This is a genomic window from Streptomyces noursei (genome assembly GCF_016917755.1).
GTDB classification, from domain to species: domain Bacteria; phylum Actinomycetota; class Actinomycetes; order Streptomycetales; family Streptomycetaceae; genus Streptomyces; species Streptomyces yunnanensis.
Genome location: NZ_CP070326.1, coordinates 8030013 through 8052627, shown reverse-complemented (window position 1 = coordinate 8052627; position 22615 = coordinate 8030013). Strand labels below are relative to the sequence as shown.

Annotated in this window: 18 protein-coding genes; 10 read left to right on the top strand and 8 right to left on the bottom strand. The window is 71.4% G+C overall.

Translation table 11 applies throughout. The annotated features are described in order from the left end of the window. Positions 1-190 precede the first annotated feature (190 nt). From JNO44_RS35210 to JNO44_RS35190, 5 genes are read left to right on the top strand one after another with little or no spacing between them, the layout of a single operon-like run. Complete coding sequence (locus JNO44_RS35210) at positions 191-1507, top strand: phenylacetate--CoA ligase family protein (RefSeq protein WP_205368028.1); 1317 nt, start codon at positions 191-193, stop codon at positions 1505-1507. Next, positions 1504-2844, top strand: coding sequence for an MFS transporter (locus JNO44_RS35205; RefSeq protein WP_205368027.1), 1341 nt, complete (start codon positions 1504-1506; stop codon positions 2842-2844). The genes JNO44_RS35210 and JNO44_RS35205 overlap by 4 nt, the downstream gene beginning before the upstream one ends. After that, entirely contained in the window at positions 2841-4064 is a 1224-nt protein-coding gene (locus tag JNO44_RS35200; protein WP_205368026.1) for a GNAT family N-acetyltransferase, read from the top strand. The genes JNO44_RS35205 and JNO44_RS35200 overlap by 4 nt, the downstream gene beginning before the upstream one ends. Further along, positions 4061-5227: a LuxE/PaaK family acyltransferase gene (locus JNO44_RS35195; RefSeq protein ID WP_205368025.1), complete on the top strand. Its 1167-nt coding sequence runs from the start codon at positions 4061-4063 to the stop codon at positions 5225-5227. Before JNO44_RS35200 ends, JNO44_RS35195 begins: the two co-directional genes overlap by 4 nt. Further along, a complete protein-coding gene (locus JNO44_RS35190) occupies positions 5224-7893 on the top strand; it encodes an acyl-CoA reductase (RefSeq protein ID WP_205368024.1) in 2670 nt (889 codons plus the stop codon). Before JNO44_RS35195 ends, JNO44_RS35190 begins: the two co-directional genes overlap by 4 nt. A 77-nt stretch (positions 7894-7970) precedes the next feature. On the opposite strand, the gene JNO44_RS35185 is transcribed toward JNO44_RS35190, so the two are convergent. Continuing rightward, the gene (locus JNO44_RS35185) at positions 7971-8876 is read right to left on the bottom strand and encodes a S1 family peptidase (protein WP_235095502.1); all 906 of its coding nucleotides are present in this window, start codon (positions 8874-8876) and stop codon (positions 7971-7973) included. Between the two features lie 287 nt (positions 8877-9163). Here JNO44_RS35185 and JNO44_RS35180 point away from each other — a divergent pair, with 287 nt between their 5' ends. Continuing rightward, positions 9164-9736 carry a TetR/AcrR family transcriptional regulator gene (locus tag JNO44_RS35180; RefSeq protein WP_205368023.1) on the top strand — a complete coding sequence of 191 codons (573 nt, stop codon included), beginning with the start codon at positions 9164-9166 and terminating at the stop codon, positions 9734-9736. Between the two features lie 102 nt (positions 9737-9838). After that, on the top strand, positions 9839-10996 hold the full coding sequence (locus JNO44_RS35175; RefSeq protein ID WP_205368021.1) for a GDSL-type esterase/lipase family protein: 1158 nt from the start codon (positions 9839-9841) through the stop codon (positions 10994-10996). A 67-nt stretch (positions 10997-11063) separates the two neighbouring features. Here the strand turns inward: JNO44_RS35175 and JNO44_RS35170 are convergent, their stop codons facing one another. From JNO44_RS35170 to JNO44_RS35150, 5 genes are all read right to left on the bottom strand, one after another. Further along, positions 11064-11948, bottom strand: coding sequence for an aminoglycoside phosphotransferase family protein (locus JNO44_RS35170; protein WP_205368020.1), 885 nt, complete (start codon positions 11946-11948; stop codon positions 11064-11066). Between the two features lie 159 nt (positions 11949-12107). After that, positions 12108-13294 (bottom strand): IS3 family transposase gene (locus JNO44_RS35165; RefSeq protein WP_420882600.1). Its coding sequence is split into 2 segments (ribosomal slippage): positions 12108-13021 and positions 13021-13294, totalling 1188 coding nucleotides; the frame shifts between segments, so codons are not numbered across the junction. Positions 13295-13475: 181 nt separating this feature from the next. Beyond that, positions 13476-14882, bottom strand: coding sequence for a histidine-type phosphatase (locus tag JNO44_RS35160; protein ID WP_205368019.1), 1407 nt, complete (start codon positions 14880-14882; stop codon positions 13476-13478). A 219-nt stretch (positions 14883-15101) separates the two neighbouring features. Beyond that, entirely contained in the window at positions 15102-15422 is a 321-nt protein-coding gene (locus JNO44_RS35155; RefSeq protein ID WP_205368018.1) for a peptidase inhibitor family I36 protein, read from the bottom strand. Between the two features lie 98 nt (positions 15423-15520). After that, a complete protein-coding gene (locus JNO44_RS35150) occupies positions 15521-16477 on the bottom strand; it encodes a GlxA family transcriptional regulator (RefSeq protein WP_205368017.1) in 957 nt (318 codons plus the stop codon). A gap of 69 nt (positions 16478-16546) precedes the next feature. Here JNO44_RS35150 and JNO44_RS35145 point away from each other — a divergent pair, with 69 nt between their 5' ends. Beyond that, positions 16547-17497: an NADP-dependent oxidoreductase gene (locus tag JNO44_RS35145; RefSeq protein ID WP_205368016.1), complete on the top strand. Its 951-nt coding sequence runs from the start codon at positions 16547-16549 to the stop codon at positions 17495-17497. 103 nt (positions 17498-17600) lie between these two features. Then, a complete protein-coding gene (locus tag JNO44_RS35140) occupies positions 17601-18608 on the top strand; it encodes an NADP-dependent oxidoreductase (protein WP_205368015.1) in 1008 nt (335 codons plus the stop codon). Positions 18609-18684: 76 nt separating this feature from the next. Here JNO44_RS35140 and JNO44_RS35135 read toward each other — a convergent pair whose 3' ends face one another. Continuing rightward, a complete protein-coding gene (locus JNO44_RS35135) occupies positions 18685-20256 on the bottom strand; it encodes a cellulase family glycosylhydrolase (RefSeq protein WP_205368014.1) in 1572 nt (523 codons plus the stop codon). 449 nt (positions 20257-20705) lie between these two features. Between JNO44_RS35135 and JNO44_RS35130 the strand changes: the two genes are divergently transcribed. Next, complete coding sequence (locus tag JNO44_RS35130) at positions 20706-21422, top strand: NADPH-dependent F420 reductase (protein WP_205368013.1); 717 nt, start codon at positions 20706-20708, stop codon at positions 21420-21422. Positions 21423-21919: 497 nt separating this feature from the next. On the opposite strand, the gene JNO44_RS35125 is transcribed toward JNO44_RS35130, so the two are convergent. After that, entirely contained in the window at positions 21920-22543 is a 624-nt protein-coding gene (locus tag JNO44_RS35125; protein WP_205368012.1) for a TetR/AcrR family transcriptional regulator C-terminal domain-containing protein, read from the bottom strand. Positions 22544-22615: the final 72 nt, after the last annotated feature.

Here is a 22615-nt window from a genome sequence, read left to right as displayed (position 1 = left end):
AGAGCTTCGATTGTCAGCCGTTGCTGCGCTCATGACATAGCATCATCGGTCGAAGCGCTCAGTGCAGAGAGTTTTCGCAGGGACAGCCCTGACCGGGTTTCCCCGAAGCCTCTGCCGCCGCCCCCTGCCCGGAACTGGTGCCGCACACCCCGCGGTACCGGTTCTTCTGAATGCGAAAAACAGGAAAGCAATGCCCGTTCAACAATTAACGGATCTCATACGCTTCGTGCGTCACAACTCGCCCTTCTACCGGGATCTCTACGCGGATCTTCCGGAGCACGTGGACGAGCTGACCGCCATACCGGTGGTCCCGCACGACACATTCTGGCAAGCCAACACCCCACGCCGGAACCGCCTTTTGACCGGACCGATCGACGAGGCGGTGATTTTCAAGAGCGGCGGCACGACCGGCGCCCCGAAGTTCTCCGTCTATACCCGTGAAGAATGGCGGGAATTCACCTCCGCGTTCGGCAGTGGCCTGGTCGAGGCCGGACTCCGTCCTGGTCACCGGGTCGCCGACCTCTTCTACGCCGGCGAGCTCTACGCCAGCTTCACCTTCATCCTGGATTCCCTCCACCGGGCACCCGTCGCCAACGTCCGACTGCCGATCGGTGGCGGCGCGCCACTGGCGTCGACCGTGCACACGCTGGAGGAATTCGACGTCGACGTCGTCGCCGGCACCACGACCACGCTCTGCGGCCTCGCGGACCATCTCGTGCGCGAAGGGCGACAACTGCCCGCCGTACAGATCCTGTTCTTCGGCGGCGAGGGACTGTACGAGGACCAACTGCCCCTGCTGCGCAAGGCGTTCCCGCAGGCACAGGCCCGCTCCATCGGCTACGCCGGCGTCGACTCCGGGCTCCTCGGACAGGCCGTACCGGGGGCCGACCCCCGCGTCCACCGCGCGTTCACGCCGTACACCGTCGTCGAGATCCTCGACGAGAACACCGGTGAGCCCCTGACCCGCGAAGGCGTCGCCGGCCGCATCGTCGTCACGGACCTGCGCCGGCGGCTGATGCCGATCATCCGGTACCCCGTCGGCGACCGGGCGGAGTGGACCGATGTCGCCGCCGGGCACTTCCGCATCCTCGGCCGGGCCGAAGAAGGCGTGCGCATCGGCGCGGTTTCCCTCTACACCCAGGACGTGCACGAGCTGGTGCGCGCCGCCGACCCCACCGGTCGGGTGAGCGGCATGCAACTCGTGGTGCGCCGCTGGGACGGTCGGGACGGGCTGGTCCTGCGGCTGGCCGTGGACGGAGAACCGGTCCCCGGCTGCCATGTGCCCACCGAGGTGAGCCCCGTCGGCGAGGCGAACCCGACCGGGCTCCGGCACCTCGCCGCCGCCGTCGCCAAGGAGATCCTCGCGGCGCGGCCGATGTACGCCGCGGAAGCCGACGCCGGACGCATCCACCCGATCGCCGTCGAGTGGGTCCGCCACGGCGAGCTGTCCGTCAACGCCCGTACCGGCAAGCTGCTGCGGGTCATCGACGAACGGCCGCACTCATGACCCCGACCTCGACCCCGGCCCGACTCCCCGTCGTCCTGCGCAACCGGGCCTTCGGCGCCGTCTGGGCCGCCCAGGTGCTCACCCAGGCCGCGGGCCGGATGTTCCAGGTGGGTGTGGTGTGGTGGCTGGTCGGCCACGCCATCGCGGCCGACGGCGACCGCGGCCTCGCCTCGGGCGCGTTCCTCGCGGTGAGCACCCTGCCCGCGGTGGCGCTCGCCCCGCTGGTGGCCACCGTCATCGCCCGCTGCCCGCACCGCACGGTGCTGGGGGCCAGCTCCGCGCTCGCGGGCCTGGTCGCCGCCGCCACCGCCGGATGGACGTACCTCGCCCCGCCGCCCACCCTCGTGGCCTACGGAGCCGCCCTGTTGCTGGCGGGCTGCCAGGCACTCTTCGACCCCTGCCTGACCACCTCCGTCCCCGAACTCGTCGACGACGCGGACATCGAGGCCGCGACCGGGTTCGAACTCGCCACGCAGTCCCTGGCCGGCCTGGCCGGCGGACTCCTCGGCCCGCTCGTCGTGGACGCGTGGGACCTGACCGGCATCGTCTCCGGCTGCGCCGGCGCGTACCTCGTCGCCGCCGCGCTGGTGTTCCTGACCCGCTTCCCCCGGAACGCCGCGGCACCGGAGCCCGCCACCGCGTCGGCGGACCCGGCACTGGCACCCCGGCGGACGCTGCGTCAGATCCTCAAGGACCACCCCTTCATCCGGCGGGTGCTGCTCTGCTTCGCCGCGGTGAACCTCTTCACCACCGCCCTCTACGTCGTCATGCCCCTGTACACACGGGCGGTACTGCACGCACAGGGCTCCACGGTGGCCGCCCTGGAGGCGGCCCTGGGCATCGGCACCCTGCTCGGGTCGTTCACCGGTGCCCGGCTGCCGGGATCGCCCACGGCCGTCGGCGGGGCCTGCCTGGGACTGATGGCCGCGGCCCTGGCGACGCCGGGCCTGCTCGCCGACGGGGCCGCGATCGTCGGGGCACTGATCGTCGCCGGCTGGTGCGTCGGAGCCATCGGGGTGCGGTTCGTCGCGCTGTTCCAACGACTGGTCCCGGCGGCGGACAAGCCCGGCTTCTTCGCCATGATGCAGGCCCTGCTCGGCGCGACCTTCCCGCTGTCCTCGCTCCTCTTCGGCGCGCTCGGCGACCATCTGTCGCCGCGCACCCTGTGCATCCTCCAAGCCGTCGGACTGGTCCCGCTCGCCGTGGCGCTGTGGTGGACCGGACGACGCGCCGACGCGCCCCGGGACCCGGCCGGTGGCACCGCCCCGGTCGCCTCCGGCGCCGACGCGCCCGCCGCCTCGCCCGCCGGCACCCTGCCACTGGAAGAGGCCCGATGACCGCCCTCATCCGCCCGGCCACCCCTCAGGACATCGCCGAACTACGGCAGTTGTACTTCGAGGTGTACGGCCACGGCTATCCGGTCGCCCTGGGCAGTGACCCGACCGAGATGCGCCGGTTGATCACCGATCCGCACAGCCACTGGCTCACCGCACGCCGCACCGACACCGGTGAACTCGCCGGTTCCGTCGTCGTACAGACCGACCCGGGCAACCGCGTCGGCAAGCTCGTCGGCCTCGCGGTCCACCCGCACCACCGGCAAGGCGGGCTGGCCGGCCGGCTGACCGGCGCGGTCACCGCCGACGCCTTCGCCACCGGCGCCCTGGACTCCATCCACACCACCGTCCGGATGGTCACCCAGGCACCGCAACGCGTCGTCGCCCGCAACGGATACCGACCGCTGGGCCTGCTGCCCAACGCCGCCGACGTGTCCGGCTGCGAGACCCTGGCCCTGTTCGCCTGCTACGCCGAGGGCGTCCTCGAACGCCGCGAGCCGGTGACCGACGTCCCCCAGGCACTGTTGCCCCTCCTGGGCGCCGCCGAGGAGGCCACCGGCATCCGCTACCCCGGGACCCTCGCCCTGCCCTTCCTGGAGCCGGAGCCGCTCCTGCCGCCGTCGGGCGGGAGCGGCGTCATCACGGCGAACGCGACGCCCCCCGGCACGCTGCTGACGGCCCCCGCGACCGCCCCGGTCACCACCCGCACCCCCATCGAGGTGATCACCGCCCCCGGCTTCGTCCGCCGGCGCTTCCGCGACCTCTTCCCCGACCCCGCGGGCGCCTACTCCCCGCTGCGCACCCCGAACACGCTGCTGACGTCGCCGGACGGCGAGTTCGAGATCTACGCGGACCTCGACCCGGCGGCCGCCAGCTGCGCCCTCGTCGCGGTGCACCCGTACCCGTCGGCCGCCAACCGGGCCCTCGACTCGCTCATGACCGCGCTCACCCGGGCCGGCGCCGACTACGTCGAGACACTGGTGCCGCTCTCCGACACCGCGGCGCTGCACGCCTTCCTCTCCTCCGGTTTCGTCCCCAGCGCCGGCTACCCGGCCATGCGCCGGGTCGGCGACCGCTTCCACGACTATGTCGTCCTCTCCCGCACCAACCGTCAGATCGACTTCCGGACCACGGCCGTCAGCCCGCTGGTCCAGCCCTACCTGAGCGCGTACCTGACCGCCTGGGCGTCGATCTACCTGCCCCCGCACGAGGTTGTCCGATGAACCCGCATCTCGCCCCCGTCGAGGTCCCCGACCCGGCGGCCCTCACCCATGTCCAACGCCTCTGCGACATCCCGTCGCCCTACACCTCCGGACCCGAGGCCGACGCCCTGTTCGAGGCCGCGATGGCCGAGTCCAACGCCTGGCACGCGCAGCACTCCCCGCTCTTCCGCGCCCTCCTCGACGACACTCCGGAGGCCCCGGCCCCCACCGTCGGCGCGCACACCCGCACCCCGCTCCTGCACGCCAACTTCTTCAAGCGGCACGAGGTCCTCTCCATCCCCCGCGACGAGGTCTTCCTGCACCTGACCTCCTCCGGCACCACCGGGCAGAAGTCGCAGATGTTCTACGACCGGTGGACCATCCGCTCCGCGCAGCGCATGGTCGCCCGCATCTTCGACCACTACGGGTGGATCACCCCCGAACAGCCCGTCAACTACCTGCTCTACAGCTACGAGCCCGCCCCGCAACTCCGCCTGGGCACCTCCTTCACCGACAACTACCTGTGCGACTTCGCGCCCGCACACCACACCACCCACGCCCTGCGGCACACCGGAAGCGGCCACGCCTTCGACGTGCACGGCTGCATCGACGCCCTCCGCCGCTACGCCGAGGACGACCGCCCGGTCCGCATCCTGGGCTTCCCGGCCTTCCTGCACTTCACCCTGGAACGCATGCGCGCCGCCGGCATCCCGCCGCTCGAACTCCCGCCGGGCTCCCTGGTGGTCCTCGGCGGCGGCTGGAAGGGCCACGCCGACCGGCAGATCGCCAAGGCGGACTTCTACGACGAGGTGACCCGGCAACTCGGCATCCCCCCGGAGCGCATCCGGGACACCTACGGCTCCGTCGAGCACTGCGTGCCGTACGTCGAGTGCACCCACCACCGGCTGCACGTCCCGGTCTGGTCCCGTGCCGCCATACGTGACACCCGCACCCTGCAACCGCTGCCGTACGGCCGGCCCGGCTACCTCCACCTGGTCTCCCCGTACATCACCTCGGTCCCGGCGCACAGCGTCGTCATGGGCGACCTGGCCTCGCTGCACCCCGGGGACGACTGCCCCTGCGACCTGACCACACCGTGGTTCACCCTCCACGGCCGCGCCGGGGTGAGCCGCAACCGCAGCTGCGCGGTGGCCGCCGCCGAACTCCTGAAGGGAATGTCATGACCCAGCAACTCCACTTCTGGCAGGGCGAGTTCATTGGCGACGCCGAGGTGGCCGACCGGCTCGCGGAACTGCCGGCCCGCGTCGAACGCGCCCTGGCGGAGCCACTCTCCAGCGAAACGGTCCTGGTCGCCTGCGACACCCTCAGCCGCGCCCTGCGCCAGCCGCACGGCGACGTCCACGCCCGTCTGATGGACGAGCTGGCCGGCGCCGCGGACGGGCCCGCGAACGCCCGCTCGGCCACCGGCCGCGAGGAGGCCGCCGCCCTCCTCGCCGAGCTCGCCGACGCCCTCGCCCGCCCGGCCCTGGAACGCAAGCTCCGGCGCGAACTCGGCGGACCGCGCCCGGAACGCCTCACCCGGCCCGACGCGCGCGAGACGACCTACGAGGCATGGGCCCCGGTGGGCCTGCTCGTCCACATCGCCCCCGGCAACGCCGCGGCGGTCGCCCCCCTGAGCGTCGTCGAGGGGCTCCTCGCGGGCAACGTCAATGTGCTCAAGACCAGCAGCAGCGACACCGCGCTCGCCCAGCACCTGCTCGCCGAGCTCGCCGCCGCCGACCCCACCGGGGCGGTCGGCCGCCGGATCGTCGCGCTGCGCTTCCCCTCCAGCCGCCAGGACCTGATGCGGTTGATGTGCGCGTCCGCCGACGCCGTGGCCGTATGGGGCGGCGAGGACGCCGTGCAGGGGGCCGCCGGCCTGATCCCGCCGGGGTGCCGGATGATCGAATGGGGTCACAAGATCTCGTTCGCCTATCTGACCCGAGAGGCCCGGACGGACCGGGACGCCCTCGTCGCGCTCGCCGCCGACGTCTGCCGCATGGAGCAGCAGGCGTGCTCCAGCCCCCAGGTCGTCTACCTCGACATCGACACCGACATCGACGCCGACACGGACACCGACACCGGCACCGGTACCGGCACGGGTGCCGAAGCCGACGCCGAAGGTGGCACTCCGACCCCCGCCGCCCGCGACGAACTCTTCGCCTTCGCCGAGCAGTTCGCCGCCGTGCTGGACGAGGTGTCCGCGAAGTTCCCCGTCCCGACGTGCGGCGCGGCCGAGCTGGCGGACGCCGCCGAGCAGGCCGAGATCACCACCACCGAGCTGGTCACCCGGGCCGAGCAGCACCTCGGCCTGACCAAGGTCATCGCGGCGGACGACGGAAGCTGGCGGGTCTTCGCCGACACCCGCCCGGCCCTCACCGCGTCGCCCCTCCACCGCACCGTCTGGATCAAACCCCTGCCCCGCCGCGAGATCGTCGCGACCCTGCGACCGATGCGCCGCTACCTCCAGACCGCCTCGGTGGCCGGCAGCCGCGCCGACCTCGCCGAGCTCTCCCGCAGCCTCCTCACCGCAGGCGTCCTGCGGATCACCCCGGTCGGCGCCATGCTCGACAGCTACGCCGGCGAGCCGCACGACGGCGTCTACGCCCTCCAGCGCTACAGCCGACGGGTCAGCGTGCAGGCCCCCGAAGCCGACTTCGCCACCGTCCCGTGCCTGGACGACCTGATCGCCCCCGCCGCGTCGCCCGTCCCGCCCACCGGACCGCTGATGGACAAGGCGGCCGCCCAGGACCAGCTGCGCTCCCTGGCGCCCCACAACGCCCAGCTGTACTTCCGCAGCGGCGGAACCACCGGCACCCCGGCCCTGTCCGTCTTCACCTGCGACGACTACGACACCCAGATGCGCGCCGCGGCACACGGCCTGCTCGCCGCGGGCTTCGACCCGGCCCACGACCGCGCCGCCAACCTCTTCTACTGCGGAGAGATGTACGGCAGCTTCATCAGCTTCTTCTCCATCCTCGAACGCCTGGGCGCCACCCAGATCCCCATGGCCGCCGGCCCCGACCACGAGGCGATAGCCGAGGCACTGGTCGCCTACCGCGTGGACACCCTCTTCGGGATGCCGTCCTTCCTGTGGCAGCTGCTCCACAGCCAAGCCGATCGCCTGCGCTCCTACGGCGGCATCCGCAAGGTGTTCTACGGCGGCGAGCACTTCACGACCGAGCAACGCCGCATCCTCACCGAGAACTTCGGCGTGGAGGTGATCCGCTCCGCCGCCTACGGAAGCACCGACCTGGGCCCGCTGGGCTACCAGTGCGCCCACGCCCACGGCACGGTGCACCACGTCCTCACCGACCTGCACACCCTGGAGATCCTCGACCCGAAGGAGGACCGCGCGGTTCCCGAGGGGCAGCCGGGCAGGCTGGTCTTCACCACCCGCACCAGGGCCGGACAGCACCTGGAGCGCTACGAGATCGGGGACCTGGGCCGGGCCGTCGACGGGGTGTGCCCCTGCGGCAGCCACACGCCGCGCATCGAGCTCCTCGGGCGGTACGGCGATGTGTTCCGCATGGGCACGTACCACTTCAACTACCGCCGCTTCACCCAGATCGCCGAGGAACACCTCGACTACCGCGGTGAGTTGCAACTCCTCCTGACCAGCACGGCCGACCGGGAGCACCTCACCGTCCGCCTCGACAGCGCCTACGCACCGGACCCGGACACCGCTCGCGAGGCGTTCCTCGCCCACCTTCCCGAGCTCGGTTCGGCGGTCGGCCCGGAGGCCCTGCTGACCTGCACCGCAGAGACCGTCGCGGGGCACGCCTTCGAGCGCACCCCCACCAGCGGCAAACTCCGCACCGTCATCGACCGGCGCACGACGGCGGCCTGACGCAACGTCCTCCCGCGGACCGTCGACGGGGGCTGCGGCTCGATGCCGCAGCCCCCGTCGCACGCTTCCGTTCTTCGTTAGGTCAGCGCGCCCAGGAGCGCGGGAACGTCGGCGAAACCGGCGTCGGCCGGCTGCCCGCACACCTTGCCCGCGGTCTCACCGGCGAAGCTGAACACACCGGCCAGCTCCGGGCCGCGTCGCCCCCAGGTGACCAGGGGGCTGCCACTGTCACCGAAGCACATGGTGGTCCGGCCGCTGGGCACGTCGCGGGCGCAGAAGACCGAGGCGTCGTCCACGACGGCGGGCGTCTGGGCCGCACACTGCGCATGGGTGCGGACGGTGAGGTCGCCGCGGCGCAGCACATCGCCGCGGATCTCCCGATCCGGGTGGGCCGGGTCCGGTGCGGCCGTCGTGCCGTGGCTGAAGAGCGACACGGGGGTGCCGGGGGCCGGCCGGTGCCGGGCGATGGGAAGCGGCCGGACACCGGGCACGGGGGAGCTGAGGCGGATCTCGGCGAGGTCGTAGGCGGCCGAGGACAGCTCGGGTGCCTGGGGGTCGGCGGGGGAGGGCAGCAGCTGGTACTTCGGGTGCAGGGTGACCGCACGGATGTCCCGCACGATGCCCGGGTCCTTCGAGAGCACCGAGGACCCGATGTGCAGCTCCCCCTTGTGGAAGTCCACGCCGTCGAGGCAGTGGGCGGCCGTGAGCACCCGGTCCGGGGCGACGAGCGCCCCGCCGCACGAGGCGCGCTGCAGCAACGGGCCGTCACCCTTGACCACCAAGGTGGCCAGCCACGGCGCCGCCCCCTTCTGCGGTAGCTGCGTGCCACCTGACATGGCCTGTGCCGGGCCGGCCGTGCCCAGTGCCGCGGTCACACCCACCACGGCCGCGCCGAACGCCACCCCCGCACGCGTACGACGGTCGTGCTTGGCCTGCCGCCGCCGTTCCGCGGTGCCCGCCGCGCGCGCCATTTTGTTGATCATGCCGCTCCTGTATCTCTCGTGTGAGGGATCGGTCTCCTCTCAACCACCCAACGTAGTGACGGGAGTTGGCGTTGATCGTCAGACCGTGGTCGCGTCCGCCGTCATCCTGTGGGCTCATTCGCCCCGGCCCACTACGTCAGATTGCTGACGCCGCCCCGGTGCCGGGAGAGCGGAGCGGGAAAGAGGACGCCCCGCCTTGAAGAACCCCCACACTTGCCTAAAGGCATTAGGCATGTGCATAATCTCTTCAGGTAAGTGAAGGGGTAACCGAGAGGAAGGGGCCGGACATGGCAGCGCGGGTAGGGCTGACCGTCGAGCGCCTGACCCGGGCGGCGGCGGAGCTGGCCGACGAGGTCGGCTTCGAGCAGGTGACCGTCTCGGCGTTGGCCAGGCAGTTCGACGTCAAGGTCGCGAGTCTGTACTCGCACCTGAAGAACTCCCAGGACCTCAAGACCCGGATCGCGCTGCTGGCCCTGGAGGAACTCGCCGACCGGGCCGCCGAAGCCCTGGCAGGTCGCGCCGGCAAGGACGCCCTGGCCGCCTTCGCGAACGTCTACCGCGACTACGCCCGGGAGCACCCCGGCCGGTACGCCGCGGCCCGGTTCCGGCTCGATCCGGAGACGGCGGCCGCCAGCGCCGGCGTCCGGCACGCCCAGATGACGCGGGCGATCCTGCGCGGTTACGACCTGGCGGAGCCCGACCAGACCCATGCGGTTCGGCTGCTGGGCAGCGTCTTCCACGGCTACGTCAGCCTGGAAATGGGGGGAGGGTTCAGCCACAGCGCCCCCGACTCGCAGGAGTCCTGGTCACGCATCGTGGACGCCCTCGACGCGCTCCTGCGGAACTGGCCCACGCCCTGAACGCCACGGTCCCGGCCCGGCCGGCCGCGCAGCATCGCGCTGCCGCCACCCCGACCACCCTGAAACCGCGACCTCGATCGACCCACTGAGGCGAGGAACACCATGCACGACTGGATCACCACACCCATCACCGCCGACATCCTGCGCGGCGCCCTCGACCTGGAGCGCACCGAGCGCGGGCTGCTGCCGCACCGGCTGCCGGCCCGGGCCCGCGCCCAGTGCGCCGACGGACAACTCGCCATGGCGGAGTCCCAACCCTCCGGCGTGCGACTGGTGTTCCGTACCCGGGCCACCGCCGTCGAGCTGGACACACTGCCCACCAAGCGGGACTACGTCGGCGTACCGCCCCGACCGGACGGCCGATACGACCTGCTCGTCGACGGCCGCCTGACCGGCCAGGCCAGCGTGACCGGCGGCAACACCCTGACGATCGACATGACCACCGGGACCGCCCAACTCCGGCCCGGGGCGCCAGGCACCCTCCGCTTCACCGACCTGCCCGACGGCGCCAAGACCGTCGAGATCTGGCTGCCGCACAACGAGACCACCGAACTCATCGCCCTGCGCACCGACGCCCCCGTCGAGCCCGCGCCGGACGAGGGCCGCAAGGTCTGGCTGCACCACGGCAGTTCGATCAGCCACGGCTCGGACGCGGCCGGCCCCAGCACCACCTGGCCCGCACTCGCCGCCTCGCTCGGCGGTGTGGAACTGACCAACCTGGGCATGGGCGGCAGCGCCCTGCTCGACCCGTTCACCGCCCGTGCCCTGCGCGACACCCGGGCCGATCTCATCAGCATCAAGATCGGTATCAACCTGGTCAACGTCGACCTGATGCGGCTGCGTGCCTTCACCCCCGCCGTCCACGGCTTCCTGGACACCATCCGCGAGGGCCACCCCACCACACCGCTGCTGGTCGTCTCGCCCATCCTGTGCCCCATCCACGAAGACACCCCGGGCCCCAGCGTTCCGGATCTCACCGCCGGACAGCTGAGGTTCCGCGCCGCGGGCGATCCGGCGGAGCGCGCGAGCGGGAAGCTGACCCTCACCGACATCCGGGACGAACTGCAGCGCATCGTCGAACAGCGAGCAGCCGACGATCCCCACCTGCACTACCTCGACGGCCGAAACCTCTACGGCCAGGCCGACTTCGCCGAACTGCCCCTGCCCGACCAACTCCACCCCGACGCCGCGACCCACCGCCGTATCGGCGAACGCTTCGCCGCGCTCGCCTTCACCGCCAACGGCCCCTTCGGCAAGTAGCCAGGGCGGTTGCCGGTGGGGCGTGGCGGCCACCGGCGACCGCCACCGGGTGTGCTGCGGGCAAGTCTCAGCCCTCGCCGAGCACTTCGCGGATCACATGCCTGGCGTTGTGCGCCATCGCCGGGTTCGTGTCGCGGTAGTAGGGCAGCGCGATCAGGGCCTGGGAGAGCGTCCGGGCCCGGCCGCGCCGCCAGGTCGAGTCGTCCACGGTGAGCCCCTCACGGAAGACCTCCCGGGCGTGGGCGGGCAGCAGATTCCACGCCGGGAACAGGTCGCAGGCCGGATCGCCCACCCCCATGCACCCGAAGTCGATCACCGAGGTCAGCCTGCCACCGTCCACCAGCAGATTGCCCGGCATCAGATCGGCATGCAACCACACCGGTGGCCCCGCCCACTCCGGGGCTCGCAGCGCGTCCTCCCACACGGCCGCCACGGCATCGCAGTCGATGCCCTCCTGCGGGAGCCCGCGCAGCGCGTCGATCGCCGCCCGGGTCGCCGCGTCCAGCGAGGCGATCGCCCCTCCGCGGTGCGCGGCCGGCGCCCCGGGCAGGGTGAGGCTCCGCATCGCCGCCACGAACCCGGCCAGGTCCTCGGCCAACCCCACCGGCTCGCTCAACGCCCCTGCCCGAGGGTTCTCCCCCGCCAGCCACCGCAACACCGACCACCGCCACGGATACCCCTCGGCGGGCCGCCCGGCCCCGAGCACCTCGGGGACGGCCCAGGGCAGCCCGGGCGCGAGCCGCGGCAGCCACTCCTGCTCCAGGGCGACGTCCTCGGCCCCGCCCTCCACGAACGGCAGCCGCACGACCATGTCGTCGCCCAGTCGGTACATGGCATTGACCGTGCCGCCGGACCGGATCCGCGCCACCGACAGCCCCGCCCACCGCGGAAACTGACGTTCAATCAGCCGTCGCACGAGGTCTCCATCGACGGGATGCATGCCCGGATGCATGGCGGATTGCCTGCCCGGATGCCCGTCCCGATGCCTGTCGGGATGCGTCTCCGCCCGCTCGCCGGGACGTCTCTGCCCTGTACTCATGGTGCGCCATCCGATCGCCGGACGCCGACCGGTGAGCTGCCCCGAGTTTCGTAGCGGCCGGTTTGCGTGTTTTCAGGCGGCGTTGGGGTTCGCCTGGGATCGGTAGTAGTGGGCCTCGAATTCCTCGGGTGGAAGGTAATCGAGGGCGGAGTGAAGGCGCTCGGTGTTGTACCAGCCGACCCACTGGACGACAGCGCGTTCGACCTGGCCAGCGTCGTGCCAGGGCCCTTGGTGTTCGATCAGTTCGGCCTTGAAGGTGCCGTTGAGGGCCTCGGCCATGGCGTTGTCATAGCTGTCGGCGACGGAGCCGACGGACGCGGTCGCGCCGGCCTCGATGAGCCGTTCGCCGTAGCGGATGGACACGTATTGCGAACCGCGGTCGCTGTGATGAATGAGACCCGAGCCCTTCTTGATCCCGCGCCGCCACAGGGCCATCTCCAGGGCGTCCAGTGGAAGATCGGTGCGCATGTGGGTGGCAAGCTGCCATCCGACGATCATCCGCGAGTACACGTCCAGGACGAAGGCGACGTAGACCCAGCCCGACCAGGTGCGGATGTAGGTGAGGTCGGCGACCCAGAGCTGGTTGGGGCGGTGGGCGGTGAAGTGCCGGTTGACCAGGTCCGGCGGTCTGGGAGCGGACGGCTCGGGGATGGTGGTGCGGCGCCGCTGCCCGCGGATCACGCCTTCCAGGCCGTCCTCGCGCATCAGCCGCTCGATGGTGCAGCGGGCCGCGGCGATGCCCTCGCGCCCCAGCTGGCGGTGGATGCGTCTGGCTCCGTAAGTCTCGCCGGAAGCAGCGTGGATACGGCGGATGCGTTCGGTGAGGTGTGCGTCGCGCTGGCGCCGGGCGGACATCGGGCGCTTGCGGCGGGCGTTGTATGCCGAGACCGACAGGTCCAGTTCCCGGCATACGGGCTCGACCCCGAAGTCGTCGCGGAGGTGGTTGATCACCGCGTCGGCCTCGTGCGGGGCTGGTCGAGCTCCTTCGCGAAAAACACGCTGGCGGCCTTCAGGATCTCGTTCGCCCGTCGCAACTCGGCTATCTCTTTGCGGAGTTGGGCCAGCTCAGTCCGCTCGGCCGTGGTCAGCAGGTCGGACCGGCTGCCCTGGTCGGCCTCGGCCTGGCGGACCCAGCCACGCAGGGCTTCCTTGTGGATACCGAGGTCACGGGCCACGTGAGCGACCGGACGGCCTGAGGTCTGGACTTCGCGGACGGCTCGCTCGCGCAGCTCGTCGGGGTACTTCCGTGGTGCGGGCATCGGACCTGCGTTCTCCCATCTGCCGAGGCGATCATGCCTGGCTTCAGGGCCGCTACAAAATCCGGTTCAGTTCAACCGGCGTCAATCGCTTTTCCCCGACCGCCGGCGCCGGCGCCGGAGCCCGCGCACCGGCTCCGTCCCGGAACCGCCCAACGGTTGACCAGCGCGGCGAGGTGACGGTTCAGGTGGCCGTTCGGCCGAAGCAGCGTTCCAACTCCTGCACGTCGTAGAAGCGGCTGCCCTTGGCGATGGGCCGGCAGCCCGCCTTGAAGGCGGTCTCCTTCTCGTTGTAGAGCATGCGCACGAGGTAGGTGTCGCCCTTGCGGAACACGTCCCACTGGATGTTCGTGGCCATGGGAGCCACGGACGCGCCGCGCCAGCGGTTGCCGGCGTAGGTGTAGGGCTCCCGGGGTGCGGCAGCCACGGTGCTGCCGGGAAGGCCCATCAGCGCGGCGAGCGGGATGATTTCCTCGGCATGGGTGAAGCGCAGTTCGGCGCCCAGTTTGCCGGTGCCGTCCCGCTTGGCCTCGACCTGCTTGAAGAAGTCGTCGAGCAGGACATCGGCCATCTTGTAGGTGATGTCGCTGTCGGCGAAGCTGGGGCCCTTCTCGTAGAACTCCTCGGCGTCGTTCAGGTACCCGAACCACTCGGCGTCGCGCGGCGCGAGGTACCGGTCCAGGTGCCAGCCGCGGCCGTTCGGGCTCTCCGCGCGCATCGCCGGGGCGATGCCGTAGAGGTTGTAGACGGCCTTCGCGGCGGTGACGTCGTCGCCGACGGAGGGGAACTCCCCGTCCACGATGCGCTGCACGAAGGCCGGCTTGAAGATCTTCTCCAGTACGTGGCGGGCGGCGGCGCGGGTGGCGGGCCGGTCGGTGAGGTCCTTGAGGGTGCTCGCCAGGCGCTGGTCGTCGGCGAGCCACTTGCGGTAGGCGGCGCCGCCGGCCGACTTGTGGAAGTAGAGCAGGTCCTTGTCCGTACGGGCGGGCCCGACCAGCGGCTTCAGCGCCGGATCGGCCTGGGTGAGCGCGTCGGTGAAGACGGTTCCGCTGTCGACGGCGCGCCCTTGCCCGGAGCTGACGACGTCGATCGACTCGCCGTTCTTGACGATCGTGTCGAGCAGTTGCGGCAGCCGTTGCGCCATCCGCACGGCGGTGTCGTGGAGTTCCTGCTTGCCGCGTCCGCTGAGATTGCCGTATCCCACCTTGCCCATGGCGGCGAGCAGGGCGCGCACGTCCGGCCCGAAGTCCTCGCCGAGGCACGTGAGCTGGCCCTCCTCGCGAGCGCGGTCCCACAGCGCGAGGAGGAGGTCGCTGTCGCCGGCGGCCCGGGAACCGTGCCGGGAGACGTTCTCGGTGAACACGGGCACGAAGCCCCTGGGTGCGCGCTGATAGGTCCGCGGATTCTGCCCGGGCTCGTACGACGTCTTGGTGCTGTAGCTGTAGCTGTAGCTGTAGCTGTAGCTGTGGTCGGGGGTGTTGTCGCGGGGGTGACGGGTGTGTTCGTCGACGGTGGGCGCGGCATGGGCGGGCACGGAGCCGACGAGCAACGTCCAGGACGCGACGAGGACGGCGGGGGCGATACGTCTCATGAACCCATGATTTTCGCCTGAGGTGAATGCGGGGTGGACATGGGGTGGCTCGGCGGCACTCGCCGCCAGCGTGCCCAACCGGGATGCTGCGCTGGGGAGTTCCGCCCTCACGTCCGTCGCGCGATGCCGAACGCACCGTCCGGATCGCCGGTCACGGCGTCGCCGTACGGCGAACTGGGCGGTGCGTTCGGCGCTGGTGCACCGTCTCGCGGCTACGCCCTACCGCGGATTGAAGACGACGCTGGAGAAGTGTGTGCCGGACGGCGCGGACTTGCCCGGGGCGAGGCGCGTCACCCGCCCGTCGCAGTGCTTGCCGCTGTAGACGGCGACGGTCTGCTTCGTCGAGTTGCGCGGGGCGCGGGCCTCCTGGTTCATGGTGAGGCACTTGCTGTTCGGCGGGTTCTGGATAAAGTACGGCTGGCCCTTGGGCCCCACCCATCCGAACTTCCCGGTAGCGGCGAGCGCCGTGCCGGCGGGGAGGGCCACGGCCAGGGCGATGCTGCTGAGACCGATGGTAATCGGGTGGAACAGGCGCATCATGTGCCTTTCATGAGCAGAGGTAACGAATGGCACCCGGACCAACGGCTGAGTCGGAGGGAAGGAAACGGCCTGCGTGGACCCGTCGACCTGACGAGGTGTCAGGCAGCCGCCTTGCCGTCCGCGGTCACCCGGAACGTCCGTCGGTAGGCCAGCGGGGCGACGCCGAGGGCGGCATGGAAGTGCTGGCGAAGGGAGGTTCCCGTCGCGAAGCCGACCCGGCCCGCGATGTGGTCGACGGACAGATCGCTCGACTCCAACAGGTGCCTGGCGCGCGTCACCCGCTGGGCGATGAGCCAGCGGCCGGGGCTCGTGCCCACCTCGTTGCTGAACCTGCGGGCGAAGGTGCGCCGACTCATCCTGGCGTGCTCGGCGAGCTCGGCCAACGTCAGCGGCAGATGCAGATTCTCCAGTGCCCACTGCCGGGTCGGCGCCGTGCCCGTCGTGGCGGCGTCGGGCACCGGCTGTTCGATGTACTGCGCCTGACCGCCATCGCGCCAAGGCGGCACCACGCAGCTCCGGGCCACCCGGTTGGCCACCTCGCTGCCGTAGTCCGCCCGCACGACGTGCAGGCAGACATCCACTCCGGAGGCCGCCCCGGCCGAGGTCAGGATGTCCCCGTCGTCGACGAACAGCACCTCCGGATCGAGCGCCACCCGGGGGAACCGCTCGCGGAAGGTCTCGGCCAGCTGCCAATGGGTGGTCGCCGGGCGGCCGTCCAGCAGACCGGCCGCGGCGAGCACGAACGCGCCGGTGCAGATCGACACGATCCGGGTGCCCGGGCGGATCGGTGCCAGCGCGTCGGCGACCTGCCGGGGGAGTGGCGTGGTGCTCAGCGCGAGATCGCAGGGCGGGATCACCACGGTGTCGGCGGTGCGCAACGCCTGTGGGCCGTGTTCGACCGCGATCGTGAAATCGGCGCAGGTCCGCACCGGACCGCCGTCCGCCGAGCAGGTCAGCACCTCGTAGCGGTCCCCGGCATTGCCGAAGATCCGCTTGGGGATGCCGAGTTCGAACGGGTAGACGCCGTCGAGGGCCAGGACCACCACACGATGCATGGCACGATCCTATCGGATATTGGCCATCAGGCCATTTCGTTCGGGGGCGGGCGGCGGCAGCCTGGGATCATGAACTCAGCACCCACCATGCGCGCGATCAGCCAGGACGTCCTGGGCGGACCGGAAGTCCTGCGGGAGGTCGAGCTGCCCCGCCCGGAACCGGGCCCGAGCCAACTCCTCGTCCGCGTCCACGCGGCCGGCATCAACCCGACCGACTGGATCCACCGCTCCCGTCCGCGTCTGTTCCTCCCCGAGCCCCCGTTCGTCCTGGGTTGGGACGTCTCCGGAGTGGTCGAGGCGACCGGACCCGGAGTCACCCTGTTCAAGCCGGGTGACGAGGTGTTCGGCATGCTGCCCTACCCGTACGGCCACGGCTCCTTCGCCACCTACGTCGTCGGGCCGACGCGGGCCTTCGCCCGCAAGCCGGCCGGCATCGACCACGTCCAGGCAGGCGCCCTCCCACTGGCCGCGCTCACCGCGTGGCAGGCGCTCGTGGACACCGCGAACGTCCAGCCCGGCCAACGGGTCCTGATCCATGCCGCCGCGGGCGGAGTCGGCCACCTGGCCGTGCAGATCGCGAAGTCCCGTGGCGCCTACGTCATCGGCACCGCGAGCGAGGGCAAGCACGCCTTCCTGCGTGGCCTCGGCGCCGATGAACTGATCGACTACCGCACGGTGGACTTCGCCGAAGCCGTCCGCGACGTCGACGTCGTACTGGATGCCATGGGCGGCGAATACGGACACCGGTCCCTGGCCACCCTGCGCCCCGGCGGCCTGTTGGTCACCATCAAGTTCAGGGGGCAGGAACTGCATGCCGAGGCGGCCCGGCGCGGGGTACGGGTCGAGGCGCTCCTGGTCGAGGCCGATCACGCGGGCATGACCGCGATCGCCGATCTCGCCGCCACGGGCAAGCTGGTGGCGCACATCGCCGGGACGTTCCCGCTCGCCGAGGCGGCAGCCGCGCACGCACTCGGGGAAACCGGCCGCACCACTGGCAAACTGGTGATCACGATGACCTGATCACCCGCGCGTACGGCGCTGCGCGACCGCGGTACGGCCGCGGTCGACCTGCCCCGACGCCGAGGGTGAACGCCAACAACGACCACCCGGAGGGCGGCGCCGTATGACATACACCGCGCAGGAATGGCAGCTGGGCAGCCGACCGGAGGGGCGCCCGGAGCCTGCGGACTTCCGGCTCGTCGAGCGGGAGTTACCGGCGGCGGACGAGGGCGAGGTGCTCGTCCGCAACAGCTTCCTCTCCGTCGACCCCTACATGCGGGTACTGATGGGAACCGCACAACCCGGCGTACCCGTCTACCCGTTGAACCGGCCGATGACGGGCGGAGCGGTCGGCGTGGTCGTCGCCTCACGGGCGCCCGGGCTGAGCCCCGGCGACCTGGTGCTCAGCGACCTCGGCTGGCGCACCGCCGCAGTCGCCCCGGCCCGACGCTTCACCCGCCTGGAACGCGTGCCCGGCGTGCCCGACTCCGCGTTCCTCGGCGCCTTGGGGATGACCGGGCTCAGCGCCTACGTCGGACTCACCAGGATCGCCCGACTTGAGCCCGATGAGCGGGTGTTCGTCTCCGGTGCGGCCGGCGCGGTGGGCAGCCTTGCCGGTCAGATGGCCCGGCTGCTCGGGGCGAAGGAGGTCATCGGCAGCGCCGGATCCGAGGAGAAGGTGGCGTACCTGACCACCGAACTCGGCTTCAATACCGCCTTCAACTACAAGGCCGGCGACGTGCACGCCCAACTCGCACAGGCCGCCCCGGAGGGCATCGAGGTGTACTTCGACAACGTGGGAGGCGACCACCTGGAAGCCGCCATCGACGCCCTCAACGTGGACGGTCGGGCCGCCCTGTGCGGCGCCATCTCCGGATACCACCTCAGCGAGCCACCGCCCGGGCCGCGCAACATGATCGAGCTGGTGAAGAAACGACTCACCCTCCGCGGCTTCGAGGTCGGCGACCACATGGACCTCCACCCGCGCTTCGCCCGGCAGATGGGCTCCTGGCTGGCGGAAGGGCAGATCACCTTCCGCGAGACCGTCGAACACGGCATCAAGGGCGCGGTCGACGCCTTCCTCGGCCTGCTGGACGGCCGCAACACCGGAAAGGCCGTGGTACAGCTCTGAGTGCGGGCCGCGCTGCGGCCACGCCGTCACCCGAGAGACGTGGCCGCTGCCGTCGGCGCACCCTCCGCTCAGCCGTCTAGCGGGCGGTCACCGTCACGCGCACCGCAGCCCCCGGCCGCGCCCCCGGCAGCAGCAGTCCGGCCCGGCCGGGGCCGCCGGCGCCCACCACCACCGCCGGGCCACCGCCCGTGACGGACACCCGGGCACCGTGGGGAAAGGCCGCCGCGGGGAGCGACAGCACCGTCCAGGCACGCCGAGTGGCGCGGTCCGCGGTCATGGTGAGCGTGTACGTCCGCGTGGTGGGGGCGTAGCTCTCGGAGTCCGGGATGCCGGCCACCGCCGGGGCGTACGGGGCGAAAGCCGGCTCCTTGCCGCGGGCGGGGCCGCCGCTGCGGTCGTAGGCGCAGTAGCCGCCGCCGTTGTCGGCGCGGCAGTCGTACCACAGGGCCCAGCCCGCGGCGAAGCGGTCCATGGAGGCCACTTGACGCTGCATCAGCTGTGCGTTGCCGGGGGTGGTGGCCTGCGGCGGACCCCATTCGCCGACCAGCACCGGCAGCCGGCTGGTGGTGGGGTAGTCGGCTACGGCGGCTTCGTAGCGCTCGATGAAGCGCGAGGACGGGTCCCAGTCGGCGCCCGATTCGACGGCGGTGTCGTAGTAGTGCGGGGCATAGCCGAGCCGGTCCGCCCCGGGCCGTGGGTCGTCGAAGGCGGGCAGGCTGGTGGGGACGCCCTGGCCGATCAGCACGGTGGGTTCGAGGAAGAGCCAGGCATCGCGGTCGCTGGAGCGGACGGCGCGGATCAGCCGCCGGTACATGTCCGCCAGGCGGCCTCGCTCCAAGGCGGCGGAGGCGTCGATCTGGTCCTGGGGGTCGTTCGGATCGCCGGGCACCGGTCCGAACGGTTCGTTGAACAGGTCATAGCCCAGCAGGGAACGGTGCCCGCGCAGCACCTCGGCGACCTTGGCGTAGGCGGCCCCCTGCGCGGCGCGCAGGTCGGCGTCGTCGTACAGGTGGGTGAAGGCGGCCTGAACGGCCGGCTGGAAGTAGTCCGCGAACCAGTCGTGGGGGTTGGGCTCGAAGGGCAGGCCGTCCGTGCGGGTGGCCCAGGCGGGCGTGCCGTTGTGGCCGAACACCGGGCCGTAGACGTCCTGATGCCAGTCGATCAGGACCAGCACCCGGCAGCGGTCGGCCCAGTCCAGGATGTGGTCGAGGTAGCGCAGATAGCCGGTGTCGTAGCGCCCTCGTCGCGGTTCGACCTTCTCCCACTGGATGTTGAGCCGCACCAGGCCGAAACCGTCGCGTGCCAGATCGGCGATGCGCTCCTCGGTCACCGTGTCGGTCTTGCCGAGGTTGAGCCCGCGCAGTCGCAGGACCCGGCCCTGCCGGTCGGTGAAGAGCGTACGGCCGTCGGGCGCGGTGACGGTGCCGGTGGGCACGGGCCAGGCGGCTGCCGCACCGGGCCGGGAGGCCGGCGGTTGCCCAGCCCGGACGGCGGCAGCCGAACGGTGCCCGGCGGTCGCCCCTGCCGCTGGCCCGGCTGCCCCCGCCGCTCCCGCCACTTCCCGCCCCACGGCGGGACTGGAAGCAGAGGCGACGCACACCAGGGCCACGCCGAGGACGACGGTCGTGGCGACGCGGCGTAGACGCATGGCGGCCTCCAATGGCTGTGACTGTGACTGTGGCTTTGGGTGTGGCCGTGACTGTCTGCGGTTTGGTCATCGGGCGGTCGGTGGCGGCGGGTCGGCAGGTCGCTGGGATTCTGCGCCAGGGAAGGCACAGAAGGAAGACCTACGACGGAGGTGTGCTGCGCCGCCCGGTGGAAGGACGGCGCCCGCCCCGGTACGGCCGGATGCCTGCGCCCCGCCGACGCCCGGTGCCCCAGCGGGGCGCGTGAGAATCCGCCGTCCCCGCTGCTCGGGAACGCCGATTCGCCGGCTGCCCGGGTGAAAGAGGACGTTCACGACTCGCGGCGGCCATCGCGGGACCGAGCAGTGATCAAGATGGCGACGTGTTCCACGGCCGGCAGCCCTGGGACGAAGAGCGTCCGCAACCGGTCCGAGCACGGCTCCGCCCGCGAGATCGAAACGGAAGGTTCGCCATGAAGATCGCAGTTCTCGGCACCGGTGGCGGTGGCCGCGCGCACGCCGCCAAACTCGCCGAACTCGGCCACGACGTGTTCGTCGGCACCCGCGACCCGGAGGCCACCCTGGCCCGCACCGAGCCGGACATGATGGGCAACCCGCCCTACAAGCAGTTCCTCGCCGACCACCCCGGCCTCACCCTGCTGCCCTTCGGCGCGGCCGCGGCCGCCGCCGAACTGGTCATCAACGGCATCGACGGACACCACGCCGTCGCCACGCTCACCGCCAGCGCCGACCAACTGACCCGCAAGACCCTCATCGACTACGCCGTGCCGTTCGTCTACCAGCACCGGAGCGAGCATCCCTGGCCCACCCCATGGGGCGTCATGCCGAAGCTCGACCCGTGCGACACCGACAGCCTCGGCGAGCAGATCCAACGCGCCCTGCCGCAGACCAAGGTCGTCAAGTCCTTCGTCACCCAGGAGCAGTCCACCGTGGTCGACCCGCAGGCGATCGGCGGGGGCGACCACACCATGTTCGTCGCCGGTGAGCACGCCGATGCCAAGCAGCAGACCGCCGACCTGCTGAAGTCCTACGGGTGGAACGACATCCTCGACCTCGGCCCCCTGGTCTGCGCCCGCGGCATGGAGATGTACGCCCACATGCACTCCGCCATCGGTTTCGGCCTCGGCCAGAAGTTCGGCGGCCACTTCGGCATCAAGGTCGTCCGCTGAGGCGGCGCGCACGTTCCCGGGGCTCGGACCGCTCCCGGGACGGCCGTGGGCGCGGCCGGCGTACGCGGGGGGAGCGGGAGTTCGGGCCAAGGCTGCGCGTGCGGGGGAATTTAACTGATTTCCCGGTCAGCGTACCGGGGTGGGCTGCAGGATGTGGCTGGCGCCGAGGGGTGGCCAGAAAGGTCGAGGATCATGGCGGAACACGACACTGCTCCAGAGGACCATGCCGCCGGCAGTGCGGCGGGGAGTGAAGAGGCGAGCACCACGCCGTTCCACGCGGCTCGGGCCGCTCGACTCACGACTGCGGTGGCGGCCGCTCACCTCGCCCCGCCCGTCAAGCGGTCTCCCAACAGAGCCGCCAGCGCGAACCCCTGGATCCGGTGAGCAGCGTTCCGCCCCTCGCCACGTACGCGCGAGAGCAGGTCGGCACGTCAGCAGGCCGAGCAGTCAAGGGCCTTGAGGGCCCCGGCGTCAGTCCGGGGCCCGGCTGACAGTGGTCAGTGGCAGAGACCGGGCAACAGGGCATCCAGGGCGAGGTCGAAGCGCGCCTGGTGGTCTGCGGGGGTGCCCAGTCCGGCTTCGACGGCGGCGGCGAGGGTGGGGAAGGTCGCGAGATCGAGTACGTCGTCCGTGACCTGCTCGGGGTGCCCCGGAGTGGTGGCGGCCTCGGCGAGGCAGTGGCCGATCACGAAGGTGGCCACGGAGTTGACGATCCTCAGCGCCTGGAGCGGTGCGATTCCGGCACGTCCGAGTGCGGCGGCGGTGTCCTCGACCGCCTTGAGGGCGGCGGGGGACCGGGCGGGGCGGGTGGCGATCAGCACGATCACGCCGGGGTGCCGCAGCAACTCGTCCCGGAAGGCGACCGCGAAGGCCCGCAGATGCTGCGGCCACTCGCCCGCCGGCCCGTCGAATGACGGTCGAACGGCCGCGACCACTCGCTCCACGAGGCCGTCCAGCAGGGCCGCCTTGTTGGGCAGGTAGTGGTAGAGCGTCATTGCCTCGACGCCGAGTTCGGCGCCCAACCGGCGCATGGACAGCTTCTCGATGCCATCCCGGTCGACGACTTCCAGGGCCGCTTCCAGCACCTTGTCCAGGGTGAGCCCCACCCGCTTGTTGGTCATCGTCGCGCTCCGCTTCCCTTGACTTTCTTACGTCGTAAGGCAAGGGTAGTGCCGCACGGATCCTTACGGTGT